At 37.7% G+C, this 21,588-nt stretch carries 23 protein-coding genes; 2 read left to right on the top strand and 21 right to left on the bottom strand.

Annotated features, from left to right (window positions below; genetic code table 11):
- Positions 1-3: 3 nt before the first annotated feature.
- From BUA97_RS03330 to BUA97_RS03315, 4 genes are all read right to left on the bottom strand, one after another.
- Positions 4-654 carry a response regulator transcription factor gene (locus BUA97_RS03330; RefSeq protein WP_072996429.1) on the bottom strand — a complete coding sequence of 217 codons (651 nt, stop codon included), beginning with the start codon at positions 652-654 and terminating at the stop codon, positions 4-6.
- Positions 655-736: 82 nt separating this feature from the next.
- Entirely contained in the window at positions 737-1,012 is a 276-nt protein-coding gene (locus BUA97_RS03325; RefSeq protein WP_072996428.1) for a hypothetical protein, read from the bottom strand.
- A gap of 64 nt (positions 1,013-1,076) precedes the next feature.
- On the bottom strand, positions 1,077-2,942 hold the full coding sequence (locus tag BUA97_RS03320; RefSeq protein WP_072996427.1) for an outer membrane protein assembly factor BamB family protein: 1,866 nt from the start codon (positions 2,940-2,942) through the stop codon (positions 1,077-1,079).
- Between the two features lie 137 nt (positions 2,943-3,079).
- A complete protein-coding gene (locus BUA97_RS03315) occupies positions 3,080-4,540 on the bottom strand; it encodes a right-handed parallel beta-helix repeat-containing protein (RefSeq protein WP_072996426.1) in 1,461 nt (486 codons plus the stop codon).
- 79 nt (positions 4,541-4,619) lie between these two features.
- Between BUA97_RS03315 and BUA97_RS03310 the strand changes: the two genes are divergently transcribed.
- Both BUA97_RS03310 and BUA97_RS03305 read left to right on the top strand, forming a co-directional pair.
- Complete coding sequence (locus BUA97_RS03310) at positions 4,620-5,480, top strand: aldo/keto reductase (protein WP_072996425.1); 861 nt, start codon at positions 4,620-4,622, stop codon at positions 5,478-5,480.
- Between the two features lie 166 nt (positions 5,481-5,646).
- Complete coding sequence (locus tag BUA97_RS03305; RefSeq protein WP_072996424.1) at positions 5,647-5,979, top strand: RNA recognition motif domain-containing protein; 333 nt, start codon at positions 5,647-5,649, stop codon at positions 5,977-5,979.
- A gap of 44 nt (positions 5,980-6,023) precedes the next feature.
- Here the strand turns inward: BUA97_RS03305 and BUA97_RS03300 are convergent, their stop codons facing one another.
- From BUA97_RS03300 to BUA97_RS03220, 17 genes are all read right to left on the bottom strand, one after another.
- A complete protein-coding gene (locus tag BUA97_RS03300; protein ID WP_072996423.1) occupies positions 6,024-6,503 on the bottom strand; it encodes a BlaI/MecI/CopY family transcriptional regulator in 480 nt (159 codons plus the stop codon).
- 149 nt (positions 6,504-6,652) lie between these two features.
- Positions 6,653-8,035: an NADH-quinone oxidoreductase subunit N gene (locus tag BUA97_RS03295; protein WP_072996422.1), complete on the bottom strand. Its 1,383-nt coding sequence runs from the start codon at positions 8,033-8,035 to the stop codon at positions 6,653-6,655.
- 83 nt (positions 8,036-8,118) lie between these two features.
- A complete protein-coding gene (locus BUA97_RS03290; protein WP_072996421.1) occupies positions 8,119-9,612 on the bottom strand; it encodes a complex I subunit 4 family protein in 1,494 nt (497 codons plus the stop codon).
- A 3-nt stretch (positions 9,613-9,615) separates the two neighbouring features.
- A complete protein-coding gene (nuoL, locus tag BUA97_RS03285) occupies positions 9,616-11,529 on the bottom strand; it encodes an NADH-quinone oxidoreductase subunit L (RefSeq protein WP_072996420.1) in 1,914 nt (637 codons plus the stop codon).
- Between the two features lie 6 nt (positions 11,530-11,535).
- Positions 11,536-11,856 carry an NADH-quinone oxidoreductase subunit NuoK gene (gene nuoK, locus BUA97_RS03280; protein ID WP_072996419.1) on the bottom strand — a complete coding sequence of 107 codons (321 nt, stop codon included), beginning with the start codon at positions 11,854-11,856 and terminating at the stop codon, positions 11,536-11,538.
- A gap of 2 nt (positions 11,857-11,858) precedes the next feature.
- On the bottom strand, positions 11,859-12,356 hold the full coding sequence (locus BUA97_RS03275; RefSeq protein WP_072996418.1) for an NADH-quinone oxidoreductase subunit J family protein: 498 nt from the start codon (positions 12,354-12,356) through the stop codon (positions 11,859-11,861).
- Complete coding sequence (locus tag BUA97_RS03270; RefSeq protein ID WP_072996417.1) at positions 12,356-12,910, bottom strand: NuoI/complex I 23 kDa subunit family protein; 555 nt, start codon at positions 12,908-12,910, stop codon at positions 12,356-12,358. The genes BUA97_RS03275 and BUA97_RS03270 overlap by 1 nt, the downstream gene beginning before the upstream one ends.
- Before the next feature lie 75 nt (positions 12,911-12,985).
- Positions 12,986-14,047 carry an NADH-quinone oxidoreductase subunit NuoH gene (gene nuoH, locus BUA97_RS03265; RefSeq protein WP_072996416.1) on the bottom strand — a complete coding sequence of 354 codons (1,062 nt, stop codon included), beginning with the start codon at positions 14,045-14,047 and terminating at the stop codon, positions 12,986-12,988.
- A gap of 35 nt (positions 14,048-14,082) precedes the next feature.
- Positions 14,083-15,111 (bottom strand): 2Fe-2S iron-sulfur cluster-binding protein, encoded by a 1,029-nt coding sequence (locus BUA97_RS03260; protein WP_072996415.1) that lies wholly within the window; start codon positions 15,109-15,111, stop codon positions 14,083-14,085.
- Positions 15,112-15,155: 44 nt separating this feature from the next.
- The gene (locus BUA97_RS03255; RefSeq protein WP_072996414.1) at positions 15,156-15,824 is read right to left on the bottom strand and encodes a hypothetical protein; all 669 of its coding nucleotides are present in this window, start codon (positions 15,822-15,824) and stop codon (positions 15,156-15,158) included.
- Positions 15,825-15,859: 35 nt separating this feature from the next.
- Positions 15,860-16,705: a hypothetical protein gene (locus BUA97_RS03250; protein ID WP_072996413.1), complete on the bottom strand. Its 846-nt coding sequence runs from the start codon at positions 16,703-16,705 to the stop codon at positions 15,860-15,862.
- A 34-nt stretch (positions 16,706-16,739) separates the two neighbouring features.
- Positions 16,740-18,095 (bottom strand): NADH-quinone oxidoreductase subunit NuoF, encoded by a 1,356-nt coding sequence (nuoF, locus tag BUA97_RS03245; protein ID WP_072996412.1) that lies wholly within the window; start codon positions 18,093-18,095, stop codon positions 16,740-16,742.
- An 11-nt stretch (positions 18,096-18,106) separates the two neighbouring features.
- A complete protein-coding gene (locus BUA97_RS03240) occupies positions 18,107-18,616 on the bottom strand; it encodes an NADH-quinone oxidoreductase subunit NuoE family protein (protein WP_072996411.1) in 510 nt (169 codons plus the stop codon).
- Between the two features lie 124 nt (positions 18,617-18,740).
- Entirely contained in the window at positions 18,741-19,964 is a 1,224-nt protein-coding gene (locus BUA97_RS03235) for an NADH-quinone oxidoreductase subunit D (RefSeq protein WP_072996410.1), read from the bottom strand.
- 59 nt (positions 19,965-20,023) lie between these two features.
- Complete coding sequence (locus BUA97_RS03230; RefSeq protein WP_072996409.1) at positions 20,024-20,518, bottom strand: NADH-quinone oxidoreductase subunit C; 495 nt, start codon at positions 20,516-20,518, stop codon at positions 20,024-20,026.
- Between the two features lie 36 nt (positions 20,519-20,554).
- Positions 20,555-21,115, bottom strand: a complete 561-nt coding sequence (locus BUA97_RS03225; RefSeq protein WP_072996408.1) for an NADH-quinone oxidoreductase subunit B — start codon at positions 21,113-21,115, stop codon at positions 20,555-20,557.
- A 98-nt stretch (positions 21,116-21,213) separates the two neighbouring features.
- The gene (locus BUA97_RS03220) at positions 21,214-21,585 is read right to left on the bottom strand and encodes an NADH-quinone oxidoreductase subunit A (protein ID WP_072996407.1); all 372 of its coding nucleotides are present in this window, start codon (positions 21,583-21,585) and stop codon (positions 21,214-21,216) included.
- Between the last annotated feature and the right edge of the window lie 3 nt (positions 21,586-21,588).

The following is a 21,588-nucleotide window of genomic DNA, read 5'->3' as shown; positions in this document are numbered from 1 at the left end:
TAATTATATAATTCTATTGATTTTAGCCTTTTCAATCGCTTCCAGCTTATTATGAACCTGAAGCTTGGTATAAATATTTTCAATATGCTTTCTGATAGTGCTGGGCGAAAGGAAGAGGTTCAGTGCAATGATATTATAGTTCAGACCGCGGCTGAGCTGTTCCAAAACTTCTATTTCCCGGGTCGAAAGTCTGATCTCTTCCTCACATTTTTGATTTTCAAAAGCTTGCGGATTCCGCAGTAATTTCAAGGTTTTGAATGCAATAGAAGGGCTCATTGCAGCGCCTCCTTCGAGAACTTCTATAATCGACTTCTGTAATTTCTGAGGTGATATCTCCTTGAGCAGATAACCATCTGCTCCGGCTTTGATAGCATTGAAGATATTTTCATCATTGTCAAAAACAGTCAGGATCAGGATTTTGATCTGCGGATACCGGTTTTTAACAAATTCTGTTGCCTGGATTCCGTTCATCAAAGGCATTTCGATATCCATCAGAATCAGATCAACATTAGAATCCTTTTCCAGTTTCTGAATGAGGTCTTTACCGTTTTCTGCAAAAAACTTGATTTTGAATTCGTCATAAAACGACAGTTTTTCCTGAACAGCTTTTGCAAGGAAAAAATTATCTTCGGTTATGGCAATCTTTGTAATCATAAGTTAAAGTCTACAAAGATTATGGATAGGTCTCATTTTCATAGATTTAGTTTTTACTAAATTAATATTAATTTATTAATTATCAATCCTGTTTTATATTCCTGAAAACTTCCATCTGCAAGTCAAAAATTTCTTCGTTCAGCCGTTTTCTGGCATGAGTCATTGCATCTTCCAACTCTGAGTTAAGCGATAATTTCTCGAAAAAACTTTCTTTCTGTTCAGCCAATTTTGACAGATCTTTATAGAGTTCTGCAAGCTTTTTCTGATGCCGGCTCTTGATTAGCTTTATTTTTCTCAGTAAGAAAAGAATAATAATAACCAGTATGGTGATCAGGATTATGTTTAGGATATCAGTCATATTTTTTTGGATTGAAAAAAAGACCCCTCTTTTTATTGACGGATAATGAGGGGTCACAATAAACCTACTTCATTAGATTATACTTGTAGATTGTATTATTGTTAGCCTGGTAATATAAAGTCCCGGAAAACTCATCCACTTCGTAAGTAGGTTTTTTATCTTTCAGAAGGATCTCTTCTTCTTTTTCACCTGTATTTTTATTAACTTTTGCCAGGCCTGCACCGTCTTCAAGCCTGGTTAGGATAAACTGATAATTCTCCGTAGCGGAAGTCGCTTTAAAACGTTTTGCCATTTCTGCGAATGAGGCAGATGCAATTCCGGCAAAAGCATCTCCCATAGCCTTATATCTTTCTCCTTCCGCTGTATATTGCCCGATAGAATTTCGGTTCATTCCTGCCTGATATGATGCGCCTGCAGATACTGCTGTCGATGCAACAGCCAAAACACCATGAAGAATTAGTCCGGCTGTGCTTTTCCCGGGTGAGCGGAAATATTGCTGGTATTTTGTAGAACCGTCCGGTGCAAAGTGCATCAAATTCTGGGAAGAACCAATGAAGATACCGTTGTCTTTTGCTCTGATAGTGGTCGGTGCTTCTTTCTCATCAAATTTATAACTGGCGAATGAAGTGATATCGCCTGAGTTTTCATCAATGGATTTGATTTCTTCTCCTGTGCTTATCAGATAACGCTTGCCGGCTTTATCATAAGTGCTGCAAACGGCTTTTGCTTTTTTGTAATTGATGGCTTTTCCGTAGATAGATTCACCGGTTTTGAGATCGATGATATTGGCGTCTTCATCAGTGATGTAAAGCATTCCTTTTGGAACCAAAGCCATTGTGTGAATATTTTCTCCTGTTTTGAGAGGTTTTTTGAAAAGTGTCTGCCCATCAAAAGAAATTTTATTAATGCCACCTTCCTGGATTCCAAAAAGAATCCCGTCTTCCATTACATAAAAATGCTGAACATAACCTTTGGTCTTGGGTGCTTTTTCCCAAAGGTCTTCACCTGTGTCTGCACTCAGAAAAGCAATTCTGGATTCGGATGCGGCGGAAGCCAGTTTCATTAAGCCGGATTTTCCGCTGTTATCAACATTGCTGACGATAGCTAACCCATTAGGAAGAATTTGAAAATTAGAAATTTTTCCTTTTACGGAATGTGGTTCCTTCCACATTACCTGTCCTGTATCACTCAGTTTGAATATGTTACAGTTTCCGTTGGGCTTTTGTTCAATTGCATAGATTTGTTTTCCTGTTTTGTCAGCAGTCAGCCAGCTGATATCATCCACCTTGGCTTCCCAGAGTTTATTACCTGTGTCCAGATCCAGGCATATCGTTGCTTTGCTGGTCGGGATGAGAACTTTGTTCCCTGCAATCAAAGGTTTCCCGGTAACCGTTGTGATGCTCATAGAAACTTTTCCAGGATCCTGAAGGTTGAAGATTTTTTCTTCTTTTCCGGTGGCCAGATCATAGATCCCGACCGCCTGTGCAAATTTTTCTTTGGAAGTTCTCTGCCCTGCTACGATTAATTTGTTTTGAGGAAGCATCAGATTAAACTGATTGATCATCTTCCAGTTGTTTTCTTCTGTTGCAAATAATTTTTTTCCGGACACGATATCGATTACGCTTTTCTTTGAGCCAAAAATCCCGCCCTGAGCTATTATCACATAAGGCGAATCCGGAACAAACTCCACTTCTTCCTGCTTCACTTTTCCATAGTCCTGGAAATTGAAATGAAGCTGGTGGCTGTCCGGCTTGATCCCGGCAAAACCGTCGCCGTTTGCAACGAGAAGAACACCCGCATCTGTCAGTTTCATAAACTGGATGCTGCCATCCATCTTGAATTCTGCATCAGGAGCCTTTTGTCCGAACATACAAATGCTGCCTGCCAATAATGCATATGCAGCAATATTTTTAAAAATCTGAGTTTTCATAACACTTGAAGTTTTAGGTTTTATTGTTTTTCAAAATTCAAATAATAATGATCATCAGACAATAAGGCATTTGACGTATTTTTATAAAAAAAGCATCACAATTATGTGATGCTGTATAAATTTTGTGACTTAATTATTTATTTGATAATCAGTTTTGTATTGGATTTTTTACCTTCCGATTGTTGTGTGATGATATAGACGCCCGGTTGTAAATTAGTATTGATTTCATTTTTTCCTTTATTAACTATTGATGAAAAAACAACTTTTCCACTGATGTCCTGGATCACAATATTTCCTCCATTTTCAGTTTCCAGATAGAAATGATTTTTGCTTGGATTCGGATAGATTTTCATTAATCCTTTTGTAACATCAGAAACAGCCATAGACTCAGCGCAATTATATGGCGTAAAATTAACCAGGCCTAATGTTGCAAGATCTGGCTTGTGACTTATAACCGCTTCGACCATAGCATCATTTGACAGCTCGTCTTCTCTCCAGCAATTTCCGATTGCGGTTACAGTATTTGGTGTGTTATTATAGAATGCAGTTATTGTTCCGGTATTTCCGTTATTTTTAAAAATGTTATTTCCATGGTCGTCTGCGGTTCCCAAATCAATTACTGCATTACTCAAAATTGTAACTCCCCAGAGATTGCCTCTAATCTGGTTGTTTCTTACAATCACTTTCTGAGTTCCTGTCAATGAAATTCCGCTTCCGCCCAGACTTGGATTGTTCTCGGTATTATTATTTGTGATAATGTTATTCCTGATTATTCCGGAACTTCCTGCACCTTGGTGGGTAATTCCGTAACGGTTATCTTGAACAGTATTTCCTTCAACACGGAATCTGTTTGTTCCACCCAGCAATCCGGAAACAGAGATTCCTCCGGATTTTGTAATAGTCCTGTTCCCGATAATTTCATTATTAATAACTCTTGTAGAATCTACACCCGAAGGTCCCATATTGATCTGTGGATAGTTGCCGTTATCTGTATTGTTTCCGTAAAAATAATTATTTATTATATCAATAGAAACCGCACCAGAAGCCCCTGAATTGATTCCTGCTCTGGAGTTTTCCAAAAACTGGGAGTTTTTCACAATGTGTCCGCTACCCTGAAATAATGCTAATGCAGCACTACTCGCAAGATTGGTACTACCTGAGTTGTTGTTTTTATAAAGGATACAATTGTCCATCAAAAAAGGATAGGCAGTCAGGACACGAACACCTCCGCCGTATTCGATTCTTGTATTTTTCATTTCTGCAACAGAGCCTTCTTCAAAACGGATTCCTCTGTATGGACTTCCGATTGTGCTTGCTGTTATTATAAAATTGCCTGCAGTGGTTTTATATTCACCAAATACAAAAATTGCTACACCGGAATTAACTTTCAGCGTTGCATCTTCATTAATCAATAATTTATCAGTTGCAGAGATTGTAAGATCTGCCGTCAAAGTATATTCTAACCCGTTTTTCACCAAAACTGTTGGTGCAGCTGCAGATAAACTGGATAATGTGTAGCTGGTTCCGTTATTTGGCGTTGTGAATTGTGCATTGATAAAAGCACAACACATCACAAATAATAATGTAAATTTCTTCATAAGACTTCAATTTTTTTAAAGAATCAAATTTATACAATGTATTTTATTTTTAACATAATATATTTGTGAAAATTTTAGTATGTTTTCAGAAATTATTGCCGGAACAATGCGTTGGGGCGTTTGGGGAGCTAATCATTCTCCGAAAAAAGTACAGGAACTGATAGAGGTTTGCCTTCAGGAAGATATTACAACATTCGATCATGCGGATATCTATGGTGGTCATACTACGGAAGAGCTTTTTGGGAAAGCATGGCAAGAGATGGGAATTGAAAGAGAAAAAGTTCAGTTCATTTCTAAATGCGGCATTGTTATGAATTCTGAAAAAAAACCTTCAGCAATAAAATATTATAATTATAGTTCTGATTATATTCTGAATGCTGTGGATGAAAGTCTCGACAACCTCTGTACGGATTATCTGGATGTACTGTTGCTGCATCGTCCTTCACCATTAATGAATCCTGAAGAAATTGCAGAAGTTTTTCATATTCTCAGAGATAAAGGTAAAGTGAAATATTTCGGAGTCAGTAATTTTTCAGTTTCTCAATTTGAATTGATAAACCAATATTTTCCTATGATTACTAATCAGATAGAAATTTCTGTGAATGAACTTTCAGCTTTCGAAAACGGAACTTTGGATCAATTGATGATGAAAGGAATGAGGCCAACGGCGTGGTCTGTTTTAGGTAATTATTTTTCTGAAATGTCTGAACAGAATGCCCGATTAAAAATCGTAATCAAAAATCTTTGTCTGAAATACAATGCGGAAGAGAATCAGATCTTACTCGCATTCATACTGAAACATCCTTCGAATATCATTCCTGTTATTGGCACATCCAAAACAGAAACAATAATAAAACTGAAAAAATCATTAAAAATAGATCTGGAACCTATAGATTGGTTCAATATATTGCAAGCAAGCCGTGGAGCAGCGGTTAAGTGAATACAATTGCATTAATTTCTAAAATTAGTAAATATATTATTGATTATTCAAAAATAATCGTACCTTGCACCAAATTATATTTGAAATCAATAATCTTCATTTTTGTTGTTTTTCCTTATCTATAATTTTAAAACAACATTTTTTTATAACTTAATTTTTTTTTAAAATGAACATTTTTGTTTCAAACATCAATTACGCAACAAAAGATCATCAGTTGCAAGAATTATTCGAAGGTTTTGGAGAAGTTTCTTCTGCAAAAATCATTACAGACAGAGATTCTGGAAGATCAAAAGGATTTGGATTCGTGGAAATGGGGGATGCTGAAGGTCAACAAGCTGTAGAAGCACTTAACCAAAAAGAATTCAACGGTAAGATTCTTAACGTTACGGAAGCTAGACCAAGAGAAGAAAAGCCAAGAAGATCTTTCGACAATAACCGTGGTGGCGGTTACGGAGGAGGTGACAGAGGCGGAAACCGTGGAGGTGGAAGCCGTTGGTAATCAACGATACGAGAAAAATAAAGCGATCATTTTTGATCGCTTTTTTATTTCTTCTTTTTCTTCTTTTTTTCCTTTTCTTTCTTTTTCGGCTTTTTCTGACTGGTCAGTTCCTTCACGAATTCTTTTATCGGATTTTCTTTTTCCGAATTATCCTGTAAGGGAATAACAGTCGTTTTAACTTCGAAGAAGTCATTGAGATCCTTAGCCTTAATAAAGTTTTCCTCCATAAGGAGTTTGAGGAGTTCACTTCCGGAATTGTCAAAATAATTTTCGATAATTTTTTTTGTTACAATTTTTTTATAGTCATCAAAACTGACAGCCGGTGAATAGAGGTAAATGCGTCCCTTTTTTTCGACACTCAGATAATTTTTCTCCACAAGTATTTTAAGAAATGTGGAAACTGTATTCTGATGAGGTTTTGGTTCCGGGTAAGCATTCATCAGATCGCGGAAGTATATTTTCCCTTCTTTCCAGATCACTCGCATCACATCCTCTTCCGATGCTGTTAAAGATTGTAATTTCATAGTTCTTTATAGTCGTTTCAAACCTGCTTATCGATTAATATAAATAATCAATTTTTAGGTTTTTGAATAAAATTAAGATTTTTGAACGAATTAGAAGTGATAAATTAAATAAAAAACCTGACTCTTCAGAATCAGGTTGATATGTTTTATTATAAACCAAGTATTTTCCCGAACAGATCCGGAACAATCCCCATAGAAATCAGTACTAAAATAATGACAATAGACACGATATTATAGGTGATACTTGCTTTTTCTGTATTATGAAAATTATCTTCTTTGTAAAAGAACATGGCAATAATCAGTCGTAAATAATAAGCAATGCTTAAAGCAGAACCAAGAACTGCGACCACGACCAGGAAGCTTGATCCGCCTGCAATAACCTGATTGAAGATTCCAAGCTTTCCGATGAAACCTGCAGTTAAAGGAATACCCGCCATTGACAGCATGGAAACTGTGGAAACAATAGCAAGCAAGGGTTCCTTTTTTCCTAATCCGTTGAACGCAGCAAATGATGTTTCCTTCTTGATTTTCTCTACCCAGATCAGACTGATGAAAACACCAACCGTTGCCAGTGAATAGGCGAATAAATAGAAACCTAAAATGGATGTGGAAAAGTTATTAAGACCAAAAAATATTAACGAAATATACCCGGCGTGTGATACAGAAGAGTAGGCCAACATCCTTTTTGCGTTGGTCTGCACCAGTCCCATCACGTTGGCAAGAAGCAAAGTAATGATGATGAATACGCCTAAAATATTGATCCAGTCTCCGGCAATTCCGCCAAATCCCAGAGTCATTAATTTGAATAATGCAAAAAAACCGGAAATCTTTACTACAGATGCCATGAAAGCTGTAATTAAAGAAGGAGAACCCTGATAAACGTCAGGACTCCACATGTGAAATGGTGCTAGTGATACTTTGAACGCCAATGCACAAAGCATCAGAATAGAACCCATTATCAGCATCAGGTTTTTTGGATTATTGATCGCAAAATCGTGAATGGCATACAGGTCAAAACTTCCGACGCTTCCGTAAACCAAAGCAACGCCAAACATCAGAAATCCTGTAGCGAAAGCACCCATAAGAAAATATTTCATAGAAGCTTCCGTAGAACGAAGGTCGGTTTTATTGGCGCCAGCCATTACATATAAAGGAATGGAAAGAATCTCAATCCCGATGAATAATGTTACCAGATTCTGAAATCCGAAAAGTACTAATCCACCGCTTAGTGCAAAGAGCATCAAAGCATATAATTCTGACTGATGACTTCTGTGATTGCTGAATGCAAATCCTCCTAAAAAGAAGAGTAATAAAGTGATAATGATGGAAATTTTCGTAAATAATGCTGCATTATCTCCGTATTCGTACATGGCTTTGTACTGGGCAAAGAACTCACATTCTGGAAAAAAGCTGAAATATAAACCAACAATTAATCCTAAAATCCCGATGTATCTTGCATATTTTCCTTTTTCCAATACACCGGAAAAAAGTACAAGCACTGCCGTAAGGAATAAAATTATAAAAACACTCATTTCTTTATTTGTTTCGTCGGAATCCGGAAGAACCGATGTCCGTTTTGAATTTTATTTAATTTCTCTTTTATCTTGTTTCAAGATTAATTTAACATCGCTGCATAGATGAACTGTACAGAACTTGTCACCATCTCTATAACCGGCTGAGGATAAACCCCAAGTGCGATAACAAAGACAGATAAACTCGCCAATACAGAAAACTCAACTGAGCTGATATCTTTTGTTGTAGCCAGAACGGTATCGTCACCTTTACCAAACATTGTTTTTCCGTAGAATCTCAGCATATAAGCCGCTGCCAGAATCAATGTGAGACCTGCCATAACTGTCATAATGAAGTTGTAGCTGTAAACAGATTTCAACAAGATAAATTCGCCAATGAATCCGTTGGTCAAAGGAACACCTGTTGCGCCCAAAAGGATAATCATAAAAAGTATAGCGAATTTAGGAGCAACTTTTGCAAGTCCGCCCATCTGACGAATATCTCTCGTTTTGAATCTCTTGTAAAGAATATCGGCACAATAGAAAAGACCAACTACATTAATACCGTGAGCAAAACTCTGTATCATTGCACCTTGTCCGCCTTCAAATGTCAGTCCTGTTCTCATCGTTACAACTGCTGAAGAGAAAATACCTGCTACAATCAGTCCGACGTGAGAAAGAGAAGAGTAAGCAATTAATCTTTTACTGTCTGTGGAAATCATTGCAATAAGAGCACCGTAAATAATCCCAATTACAGAAAGAATGATAACAATTTCTCCGGAAATTCCACCAATGGCTTGAGGGGTAATTGGCAATAGATAACGCATTACACCGTAAACTGCCATCTTCAGCATAATCCCTGAAAGCAACATCGACCCTTGTGTAGGCGAATATGTGTATGTGTCCGGCTGCCAGGTATGGAAAGGAAAAACCGGTAATTTCACTGCAAATGCAAAGAAGATAAACCAGAAAATCACATTTTGTTCATTAACACTTAACTGCGCATTGTAAAGATCTGTCAAAGCAAATGAAGCGGAATGGTTGTAAACATAAATTAAACCAATCAACATAAACAAAGACCCTACAAATGTGTAGACAAAGAACTTAGTAGTGAATTTGATTCTTTTGTCTTCTTGTCCCCATATTCCGGCGATGAACCAGATTGGAATCAAAGTGACTTCCCAGAAGATGTAGAACAACAGTCCGTCCAATGATGTGAAAACACCTAACAATCCGAATTGCATCATCAAAATCAAAGCATAGAAAGAATTCGGGAATCCTTTCTTATCATTGAATGATGATAAAATGATTAGCGGAACTAGAATGTTGGTCAATAAAACCATCAGCATACTCATCCCGTCAACGCCGAAATTAAGGCTGCTTTTGATATAATTGGACCAAGGATAAGTGATTTCGTATTGCAACGGCGCATCTACTGTCGGATGGAAATCGAAATTCCCTAACATATAAAATGCAATAAGCATCTGTGCGAGAGCAAAGACTAAAGCGATATATTTGCTGGAAGCATTTTTCCAGAAAAAAAGTAAAACCGAACCTGCGAGAGGTAATAGTAATAATGTTAATAGTAAATACGACATTATCTATTTCAATAAAAAGTTAACAATCAATACAATTCCTATCGCCAATGACATAATCAGCACATAGTTTTCTACATTTCCGTTTTGCAGACGCTTTGCGGCTCTTCCGGAATCCTGAGCACCCAATCCGATGAAATTCACAATCGGGTCGAGAACTGCTTTGTCAAACATAGCCGCCGCTTTCCCTGCTTCTTCAAATGGTCTTACAATACAGGCATTATAGATCTCATCCACAAATAGTTTTTTTGCGGATAGTTTTTCCCAACCTGAATATTCTTCTTCCGGAAGTGCTTTTTTCTGTTTCTTGACGTAGGTGTTTTTAACCAAATACCAAACGGCGAAGAACATTAATATTGTGGCAGCCAAAAGAATCATTTCTGTGTTGAAGTTAACGCCGGAAAGTGTTGCTTCCAATTCACTGAAACTTTGTTCTGTCAATACAGGTTTCAGCCATTCCATCAATTTTGCATAATGGCCGTGTCCGATAAAGTGAGGAAGATTGATAAAACCTCCGATCACGGAAAGAACAGCTAAAACAATTAACGGCAAAGTCATATTAACAGGACTTTCATGCAAATGGTGTTTTTGTTCTTCAGTTCCCCTGAACTGTCCGTGGAAAGTCAGATAATATAATCTGAACATATAAGTTGCGGTAACAGCTGCCAATATGAATAACATTACCCAATAGATTGGATTTTTAGCAAATGCAGCAACCAGAATTTCATCTTTGGAAATCATACCTGATAATAATGGAAATCCGGAGATTGCCAATGTTCCAATAAGGAATGTAGCGTGGGTAATCGGAATATATTTTTTCAATCCGCCCATAAAACGCATATCCTGCTCGCCGCTCACTGCATGGATCACAGAACCAGCTCCCAAGAATAACAAAGCTTTGAAGAAAGCGTGTGTCATTACGTGGAACATTGCCGTGGTGTAAGCACCCAATCCTAGTGCAATGAACATAAATCCGAGCTGAGAAACGGTAGAGTATGCCAAGACTTTTTTGATATCATTTTGACGAAGTGCATAGAAACCTGCCAATGCTGCAGTCAGGAATCCGATTAATAAAATTCCGTCCTGAACAGTTGGTGCTAAAGTGAATAGGAAATTAGATCTTACTACCAGATAAACCCCAGCGGTAACCATCGTAGCAGCGTGTATCAATGCAGAAACAGGCGTTGGCCCAGCCATCGCATCCGGTAACCATGTATATAATGGCACCTGAGCCGACTTACCAGTTGCCCCGATAAATAAACTTGCTGTGATGAATATAATGGTAGTTCCGTCCAGGTCGAAGATCGAAGCATTCTGGGCTACTGAAAGATAGTCAATAGCATTAACATTGGCAGCGATGGCAAAGATACCTATCAATAAGCCAAGGTCACCAATACGGTTCATGATGAAAGCCTTTCTCGCTGCTTTTCCATAATCTTCATTCTGGTACCAGAATCCTATCAACAGATAAGAACAAAGTCCTACACCTTCCCAACCGATGAATAGAATCAGATAATTGCTTCCTAAAACCAAAAGGAGCATAGAGAAGATAAAAAGATTCAGATAAGTAAAAAACTTGTAGAATCCTTTGTCATGGCTCATGTATCCGATAGAGTAGAGATGTATCAGTGACCCGATTCCTGTAATGATCATTACCATCATCAATGACAACTGATCAACCTGGAAACCAAAATTAACCTGAATCCCGGCAACTCTGAACCATTCAAATGCTTTTACGATAACAGGAGTGCTCTCGCTGTTGAATCCTAAAAATATACTTGTCGTGATAACAAAAGAAGCGAAAACCACCAGTGTCGCCAAACCGCCAACAAGCATTTTCGGAAGATGTTTTCCAAAAAGTCCGTTAATCAGAAACCCGACTAAAGGTAAAAGTACAATTGCGTAAACTAAATTCTCCATCCTTTACTATCCTCTTAATTTATTAAAAATACTAACGTCGACCGATTTGGTATTTCTGTACATCATTGCTATAATGGCCAGTCCTACTGCAACTTCTGCTGCTGCAACCACCATGATGAAAAATACCAAAAGCTGCCCGTGACCATCACCTTTGTATGCTGAAAAAGCAGCTAGTAAAAGATTTACGGAATTAAGCATCAATTCTACGCATCCCAAAATCACGATGGCATTTTTGCGGATCAAAACTCCTAATACACCGAGACAAAAAAGAATTGTACTCAGAATAATAAAGTATTCCAAAGGAACCTGTTGTATAAATGTATTCATCTCTATAAATCTTTTTTACCGATCAGAACAGCACCGACGATACCCGCAAGGATAAGGACAGACGCCAGCTCGAATGGCAATACATATTCGTTAAACAATAATCTTCCCAGATTTTTTGTGAGACCAATGGATTGGTCAGCATTATTCGCTACGGTTGTGTTTCCGTTAAGACCTTTATAGGCACCCAGCATCCCTATAAAAAGAATACTTGCAGAAAACACACCGATGAATTTCGGAAGGTTGGCTTTCTTGCTTTCATCTTCTTTATTAAGGTTAAGCATCATCAATATATAAAGAAAAAGAACCATGATTGCTCCGGCATAGACGATAATCTGGACAATTCCCAAAAACTGGGCATTCAGAAGAATATACATCCCTGCGATGGAAAACATCGTGACGATGAGCGAGAGGATAGCATACAGCGGGTTTTTTGCAAAAACAAAATAAACTGCGCTTGCAATAGCCAAAAATGCTACAAAGAAAAATAAAATCTGATCCATTATTTTACTGCATTTTTTTGTTTCTCGGACTGTCTTGTAGTAATATCAATCCTTTCATTTATCTTTTCTACCAGCTTATCTTTACCATAGATAAAAGAATTTCTGTTTTGTTCCACATCCACAAGTCTGTCGGTAAGATAGATTGCAGATTTAGGACATGCTTCTTCACACATTCCACAGAAAATACATCTCAGCATATTGATTTCGTAGATCTCGGCATATTTCTCTTCCCTGTAAAGATGTTTTTCCTCTTTGGTTCTTTCTGCTGCAGTCATCGTGATGGCTTCCGCAGGACATGCAACCGCACAAAGTCCGCAGGCAGTACATCTTTCCCTGCCTTCTTCATCTCTCTTCAGGACATGCTGTCCTCTCCAGATTTCCGCTCTAGGTTTGTCAACCTCAGGATATGGATAGATTGGTGGTCCTTTTACAATATTTCTCACAGCGTGCTTCAGGGTAATCCCCATTCCTTTGAATACCGCCGGAAGGTAGATTTTCTCTGCAAGCGTCATTTCTTTATTGGAAACAACTTTTGATCTGTTAGTAAGCTTCATTTAATTATAGATATTAGATGTTAGACATTAGATTTAGACTAATCTTGCCTGTATCTTAATTTTTAAATTCAATTTTTAATTTCCAAATGCTAAAATCAAAGCACCTGTTACCATAAGGTTTATCAATGCTAATGGAATCAAGGTTTTCCATCCCAAATGCATCAATTGATCGTACCTGAATCTTGGCAATGTCCATCTGATCCACATAAAAATCAGAATCCCGATTACGGTTTTTGTAAGGAATGCCACGATGCTCAGGATACCTGCTGCATTTTCTCCCCAGTTCTGAGTAACCCATTCAATTCCAGGGTAGTTGTAGCCTCCGAAGAATAATGCAACCATAAAAGCATTAGAAATGAACATGTTAACATATTCGCCAAACATGTATAAACCTAATTTCATTGATGAGTATTCTGTAGAATATCCTGTTACCAGTTCAGATTCGCATTCCGGTAAGTCAAAAGGATGTCTGTTTGTTTCTGCCAATGCCGCAATGATGAAAATCAAAAATGCCAACGGCTGATAGAAGATATTCCAGTTGAATCCGTCCAGTTCTATCAGTCCCCAGAGTTTTCCGGTAGCCTGAGTTTCTGTAATTACTTTCAGGTCAAGGCTTCCATTCATCATAATGATGGAAAGAAGTGCCAATCCCATTGCCAGCTCATAGGAGATCATCTGGGAAGAAGCACGGATCGCACCGATCAAAGAATACTTATTATTAGAAGCCCATCCTCCGATCATGATTCCGTACACGCCGATAGAAGCCATCCCGATGATGTAGAGGACACCAACATCGATGTTGGCAACCTGCAGGTCAAAAGAAGTTCCACCGATATTAAGTGTTTTTCCCCAAGGAATTACCGCTCCGGTAATCAGGGAAATAAACATGACTAAAGATGGTCCTAAAATGAAAAGAAACCTCTCTGCATTTGCGGGTGTAAAATCTTCCTTAAAGAAAAATTTTCCACCATCAGCAAGTGGCTGAAGCAATCCGAAAGGTCCAGCTTTGCTGGGGCCGATTCTGTCCTGCATTACAGCAGCGACTTTTCTTTCCGCCCAGGTAGAATATGCTGCAATCGTCAGTGCCAGCAAAAACAAGGCGAGTACCAATATGATTTTGAATGTAATTAATTCCATAATTTTTATTTGAATTTAATTAGATAATTAATGAATTAAATCGTTTCGTTATCTAATTTTTCAATTTCCTTTTCGTCTTTTAAGCCAATTTCTTTTGCTTCAGTATTTTCCAAAACGTTATAGCTGTCTGTTTTTTTCTCATAATGGTTAAGAGAGATTACAGAATGTCTGTCGATATGTCTCGGACCTTCGATGTTCCAATACTTAACATCTTTTCTTTCAAAACGGCACTCGTTGCAGATCCAGTCTTCAACTTCACCATATTGATCTTTTCTTGCAGTCACTCTTATTACTTCATCACCTTTCATCCAAAGTACGGCTTTTCCGGAACATTTGTCACATTTGCAAGTAGCGTTGTAAGGTTTTGTAAACCAGACTCTGCTTTCAAATCTCGCTGTTCTGTCAGTTAAAGCCCCAACAGGACAAACATCGATAACGTTTCCGATGAAATCATTATCCAAAGCTTTGTTCAACATTGTTGATATCTCAGCGTGATCACCTCGGTAAAGAATTCCGTGTTCTCTTTTTTCAGTCAGCTGATTGGCTGCCAATACACATCTTGCACAAAGGATGCAACGGTTCATATTCAGTTTGATATATGGACCTATGTCATCCGCATCATAAGTATTCCTTTCGAATTCCGTTCTTGTATTGGCTACACCATGTTCGTAACCAAGATCCTGAAGATGACATTCTCCGGCCTGATCACATATAGGACAATCCAAAGGGTGATTTACCAAAAGAAATTCCGTAACTGCTTTTCTGCCTTCCTGTGCTTTTTCGGATGTCAGGTTTTTCACTTCCATGCCGTCCATAACACCGGTTCTGCAGCTTGCCACCAATTTAGGCATTGGACGTGGATCTGCTTCAGAACCTTTGGAAACTTCTACAAGGCATGTTCTGCAACGGCCACCACTGGTTTCCAGCTTGCTGTAATAGCACATTGCAGGAGGAACAGATTTTCCACCGATTTGTCTTGCAGCTTCCAGAATAGAAGTGCCAGGTAAAACTTCGGTAGTTTGTCCATCTATGGTAATTTTAAATTTTTTGACTTCTTCGCTCATATCATTTAGCTTTAGGCAATTTGCTTTATGCTTCTTTTAATTATTTAAAATTGAATATATTCAGTTTCGGCTTCAATATTTTGAGATGCCATTTTTTTTAAATTTTCGAATCCTTCAATTATTTTTTTTCTTCTAATTAAATCATCAATTAAATTTGAAAGCTTATTCAAATCATTTTCACTTGATTTGGATTTTAAAGTAGAAAATTGTTTTTCAAAATCGTTTATTTTTTTACTAAAATTACTTTTTTCTGTTTCGTAAATTTTAGAAAAATCATCATTCAATTCTACTTTATATGTAATTTTTAGCTTATTTTTTTCAAAATTTCTACAAACTCTTTCTCCGCCCACAAACCAAACAGTAATATCTTGGCTAGTATTGGGAGCCAAGATGATTACTTTTTCATCAAATTCTCCAAAGTTATGTGGACGCTGTGCCATTTGAGTAGTTATTACCGTATTCTCTTCTTTACAATCTTTTATATAAGTATAATCTAATCCTGATTTTTTTAATCCTAAATAAACTCTAGAATCAAGATATAGATTTCCTAAAACTATTAATGTATCTTCAGATATATTTTTTAATTCAATTTTTAATTTATCATCTACTATTTTTCCTATAACTTTCATCTCAAGAGTTGATTTCTGAGAATAAACTGTTGCTGAAAATAATAAAAATAGGATTAAATTTAATTTTTTGAATTCTTGACTCATATCTGTTTAATATGCATTAGCAAATAGTCTTATTTTTAATTCTTTATTTTTCTATTAAATACGTATCCAACACCAAAATTAACCTGGTAGAATACAAAATCCTGACTGGCTTTATCAGGCTTATTATTAAGAGTGGTTTTGATATCCGGCATGTTGATATAACCAAATTTTCCTTCTACTCTCCCCATTATGTGATCCCAAAAAACAAAATTGATATTGGTTCTTACATCCAATCCAAATCCTGCCAAGTGGTATCTGTCACTTCTTTCATTTCCAAAAAGTTTTACGTTACTTTTAGGCATCAATATACCGGCACCTGCACCGTAAGCCCAAAAAATATCGAAATTCTTTTTGGATAATATGTTCTTGTATTTTTCAAGACCTGCATTGACATAATTCAGTCCATCAGTATGTTCGAATGTCAGAAACTGCTCATCTGATAAATTAACCTGACCATTCTGAACCATTCCTGCATAAGCCGGGTCAGAAATGTGTCCGCTGAAATCAGCAATTTGATTTTGGTCCATCACATATTTCATATGGTCTTGTGACACTACCAATGCCAAATTATCCTTTAAGAAATAAGCAAATCTGAAGTTGAACTGTGGTGCTGAGACTTCCGCCGGATTAATATAATCCAAATTTAATGGAGATGGTCTGTCATGCGCTACAACATTATTCAGCGTAAAATCATAACCATTTCCTTCGAAACGGATATCAGACTTACTGAATCCCGCTCTGTTCCAACCCCAAAAAACGAACATTGTTCCTTTTTTGAAAGTAGATGTGTTATTATTATCAATTTTAATTTCCTGATTTTGCCCGAATACAGTTGTTATTCCAACAAAAAATACAAAAACTAATTCAAAGAACTTCTTCATTATCTTGGTGAATTTGAAAACTCAAATTCTAGTCTTAATTGTTAGCCACTGCCGGTATTGGGTCAGCATAGTTGGCGATTCCGTAATTTTGTGTCAGGCATAGTTCAGGATTGTTGACGTGCCATTCAAACTCGTCTCTGAAGTGTCTGATAGCAGCAGCAACAGGCCAGGCAGCAGCATCTCCCAAAGGACAAATGGTATTACCTTCGATTTTTCTCTGTATGTCCCAAAGCAAATCGATATCTTCCATTTTACCTTCTCCTTTTTCTATTTTTTTTAGGATTTTGTACATCCAACCCGTTCCTTCACGGCAAGGTGTACATTGTCCGCAACTTTCGTGGTTGTAGAATCTGGCTAAAGTCATTGTATGATTCACCACACATTGGTCTTCATCCAAAACAATAAATCCACCTGAACCCATCATTGTTCCGGTAGCAAAACCACCATCAGCAAGGGATTCATAATTCATATATCTTGGTTCGCCATTGATGGTCTTCAATAATAAGTTTGCTGGCACAATCGGCACAGAACTTCCTCCAGGGATACAAGCTTTCAGCTTTTTACCATTCGGGATTCCGCCACAATATTCATCAGAATAAATAAATTCCTCAACCGTAATAGTCATATCGATTTCATAAACGCCTGGTTTATTGATATTTCCACAAGCTGAAATTAATTTGGTTCCGGTCGATCTGCCAACGCCAATTTTAGCATATTCAGCACCACCGATTTCGATGATTGGAACAACGGCTGCAATAGATTCAACATTGTTCACAACCGTTGGTCTTTCCCAAAGTCCTTTCACAGCTGGAAAAGGTGGTTTAAGTCTTGGGTTTCCTCTTCTTCCTTCAAGAGATTCCAGAAGAGCCGTTTCCTCACCACAAATGTAAGCACCAGCGCCTCTCTGAACATAAATCTCCAAATCATAGCCCGTTCCTAAGATATTTTTTCCAAGAAATCCTGCAGCTTTTGCTTCTTCGATTGCTTCTTCCAAAATATCCGGAATCCAGGAATATTCTCCACGGATGTAGATATAGGAAACATTGGAACCTAAACAGTAAGAAGAAATCAACATTCCTTCAATCAGAAGATGCGGAAGAAATTCCATGAGATATCTGTCCTTGAAAGTTCCTGGTTCAGATTCATCTGCATTCACAACCAGGTGTCTTGGAACACCTTCCGGTTTTGCCAAGAAACTCCACTTCATTCCTGTAGGGAAACCAGCGCCACCTCTTCCTCTTAGTCCGGAAACTTTAACTTCTTCCAGAACTTCATCGGTCGACATTTTAAGCGCTTTCTCCGCTGCTTCGTAACCGCCGTGTTTACGGTATGTCTCGAAGTAACGGATTCCCTCTATATGTGCATTTTTAAGTAAAAGTTTTTTACTCATTTTCTTTAATATTAATCTAAAGCGATTGCTCCTTGTCTGCAAAGATCAAGGATTTCGTCCACTTTTTCTATTGTTAAATTTTCGTGAAAGAATTTGCCCAACTGCATCATTGGTGCATATCCACAAGCGCCTAGACATTCAGCAGGCTTCAAAGTGAATAAGCCATCTTCAGAAGTTCCTCCGTCTTTGATATTCAGTTTTGTGCGGATGTGATCCAGAATTTTTTCACTTCCGTTCAGCATACAAGGCCCGGTTCTGCAAACTTCCAAAACATATTTTCCGACTGGCTTCATATTGAACATCGTATAGAAAGTGGCGACTTCATATACTTCAATTGGTGTTATGCTCAACAGTTCAGCCACGTAATCCATAACTGGAACTGCCAACCAACCATCGAATTCTTTCTGTGCTATATGCAAAACAGGAATAAGAGCAGACTTTTGTCTTCCTTCCGGATATCTTGCGATAATTTTATGAACCTGTGCTAAGCTTTCAGGTTTAAAAGCAATTGTTTCGCTCATTTTATTTAAGATTAAAGAATCAAGAACAAAGAGTCAAGACTCGCAGTTCTGTATTCTAAATTCAATTTTTATTTTTGAAATGAAAGTCTTTTATCTTTCATCTTTTTTCTTGTTGTCTTTGTTATTATGCGTCTAATTCTCCCGCAATAATATTCATACTGCACATTGTTACAATAGCGTCAGATATTACAGCGCCGGTAATCATCTCAGGGTAAGCCTGGTAATAGATAAAACAAGGTCTTCTGAAATGAAGTCTGTAAGGTGTTCTTCCGCCATCACTTACAAGATAGAAACCTAACTCTCCGTTTCCGCCTTCTACTGCATGGTAAACTTCACCTTTAGGAACATCCGTCTCTCCCATTACGATTTTGAAATGGTAAATCAAAGCTTCCATTTTTTGATAAACGTCCGCTTTTTCGGGAAGATAAAACTCAGGAACGTCTGCATGGAAAGGACCTCCCGGTAGATTTTCGTATGCTTGTTTTATGATCTTAACAGATTCCCAAATCTCCTGCTGACGAACCATAAAACGGTCGTAAGTATCTCCGGAAGTTCCGACAGGAATGATGAAATCAAAATCTTCATAAGAAGAATAAGGTTGTGCTACTCTCACATCATAGTCAACACCAGCTGCACGTAAGTTTGGACCTGTGAAACCATAGCTCAAAGCTCTTTCAGCTGAAATTGCGCCTGCGCCAATCGTTCTGTCCATAAATATTCTGTTTCTCTCCAACAATTGACCGAATTCTGCAAATCTCTCAGGGAAAGTTTTTAAGAAGTCTTTTAATAATTCGTGGAACTTCGGTGTGAAATCTCTTTCGAAACCGCCGATTCTTCCCATATTGGTTGTCATCCTTGCACCACAGATTTGCTCATACATGTCGTAGATACGCTCTCTTTCGATGAACATATAAGTCAATCCTGTAATGGCCCCGGCATCCATTCCGGTTACACCGTTACAAATCAAATGGTCTCCGATTCTCGCCAATTCCATCAGGATGACACGCATATAATCGACACGTTTTGGAACTTTGACACCAATCAGTTTTTCAACTGTCATATGCCAGCCGATGTTATTGATAGGTGCAGAACAGTAATTCATACGGTCGGTAAGTGTCGTAATCTGAGCGAAATTTCTTCTTTCAGAAATTTTCTCAAAAGCTCTGTGGATATAACCAACCGTTTGCTCTGCGTGAAGAATCCTTTCTCCGTCCATTGTAAGAACGTTCTGGAAAATCCCGTGCGTTGCAGGGTGCGTAGGTCCAAGATTCAACGTGTAGAGCTGTCCGTCGATCTGTTCCTTGCTGTCGTATTGGTTAAGTATATTGGATAATGAGTTGTCTTTCATAATATAATGATTGCAGATTTGAGATTTGAAGTTTGAGATTTCGCAATTTCAAATTTGTCCTATCTTCCGAACATTGCATCGTTCTTGTCAGTTCTTGTGCCGTCTTCCAATCGATACTCCTTGAGCATTGGATGGTATCCGAGATCTTCCATATTAAGGATTGGTCTCAGATCCGGATGACCTTTAAATTTTATACCATAAAAATCAAAAGTTTCTCTTTCCATCCAGTTAGCACCCGCATACAATTCTACCAGAGAATCGACCTCTATGTTTTCTCTTGACATAAAGATTTTCAGACGCAACCTGAAATTAGCCATCAGATTATGCAGGTGATACACTACACCGATTTCTTTTTCAGGTGTCTCAGGATAATGAATTCCGCAGATGTCTGTCAGAAAAATAAATTCCAAAGTGGAATCTTTCAGATAGTGAATTACTTTTTTGATATCATCTTTTTTGATTTCAATTGTCAGCATTCCGTAAGGTTCTGAACTGGAAATCACAGAATCCGGAAATTCTCTGGTTATAGCTTCTAATACAAATTCGTTCGTCATAATTAAATTAAAAATTAAAAATTCAATAATCGAATTTTAATTGCTAATGTTATAAGAATCCAAAAGTGCCTGATATTCCGGCGTGTCTCTTCTTCTGAGGCTTTCACTCTCACAAAGTGCCTGCACCTGCATTACCCCTTCGATAATCTGCTCTGGCCTTGGCGGACATCCCGGAACATAAACGTCAACAGGAATGATTTTGTCAATTCCCTGCAAAACTGAATAAGTATCGAAAATACCGCCGCTGGAAGCGCATGCTCCAACAGCAACAACCCACTTTGGCTCAGCCATCTGGGTGTAAACTTCTTTCAAAACAGGACCTAATTTCTTGGAAATAGTTCCACAAACCATCAGCATATCTGCCTGTCTGGGTGAGAAAGAGTTTCTTTCCATTCCAAATCTTGATGCATCGTATGTTGGGTTCAATGTAGCCATAAATTCAATACCACAACAAGATGTAGCGAATGGTAACGGCCAAAGCGAGAACTTTCTCGCCATTCCGATAACACTGCTAAGTTTCGTTGCGAAAAATCCTTCTCCTTCGAATCCTTCCGGAGCTGGCGCATCTGTTATTATTACTTGTTTTTTATCTGACATTTTTAGTGATTTTAAATTATAAATGCTTAGACTCTAAATTATTGTTAATGTTAACTTCAATTTAAAATTCTGCATTTAAAATTTCTAATGATTTTTATTTACTTATCCCAATCCAATGCGCCGCGTTTCCAAACATAGAAAAATGCCACAAAGAAAATAGCAACGAATGTCAGAACTGCTAAAAAGCCCTGCATACCGAATTCTCTAAAGTTGACAGCATAAGGATAGAAAAATACAATTTCGATATCGAACAACACGAACAATACCGCAGTCAAGAAATATTTGATTGAAAATGGTGTTCTGGCATTCCCTTCTACAGGTATACCGCATTCCCAGCTTGAGTTTTTTACAGAATTCCCTTTTTTCTGCTTTGGCCCCAGGAAATGAGCACCAAGCAAAGAGATGGCTACGAATCCAAGACCAACTGCAGCTTGAATCAGTATCGGGATATAATTTTCAGGTAAATTCATAAA

It is taken from the genome of Epilithonimonas mollis (assembly GCF_900142325.1).
Lineage (GTDB): Bacteria > Bacteroidota > Bacteroidia > Flavobacteriales > Weeksellaceae > Epilithonimonas > Epilithonimonas mollis.
The sequence above is the reverse complement of the archived record's forward strand: the minus strand, read 5'-3'. Positions and strand labels throughout refer to the sequence as shown.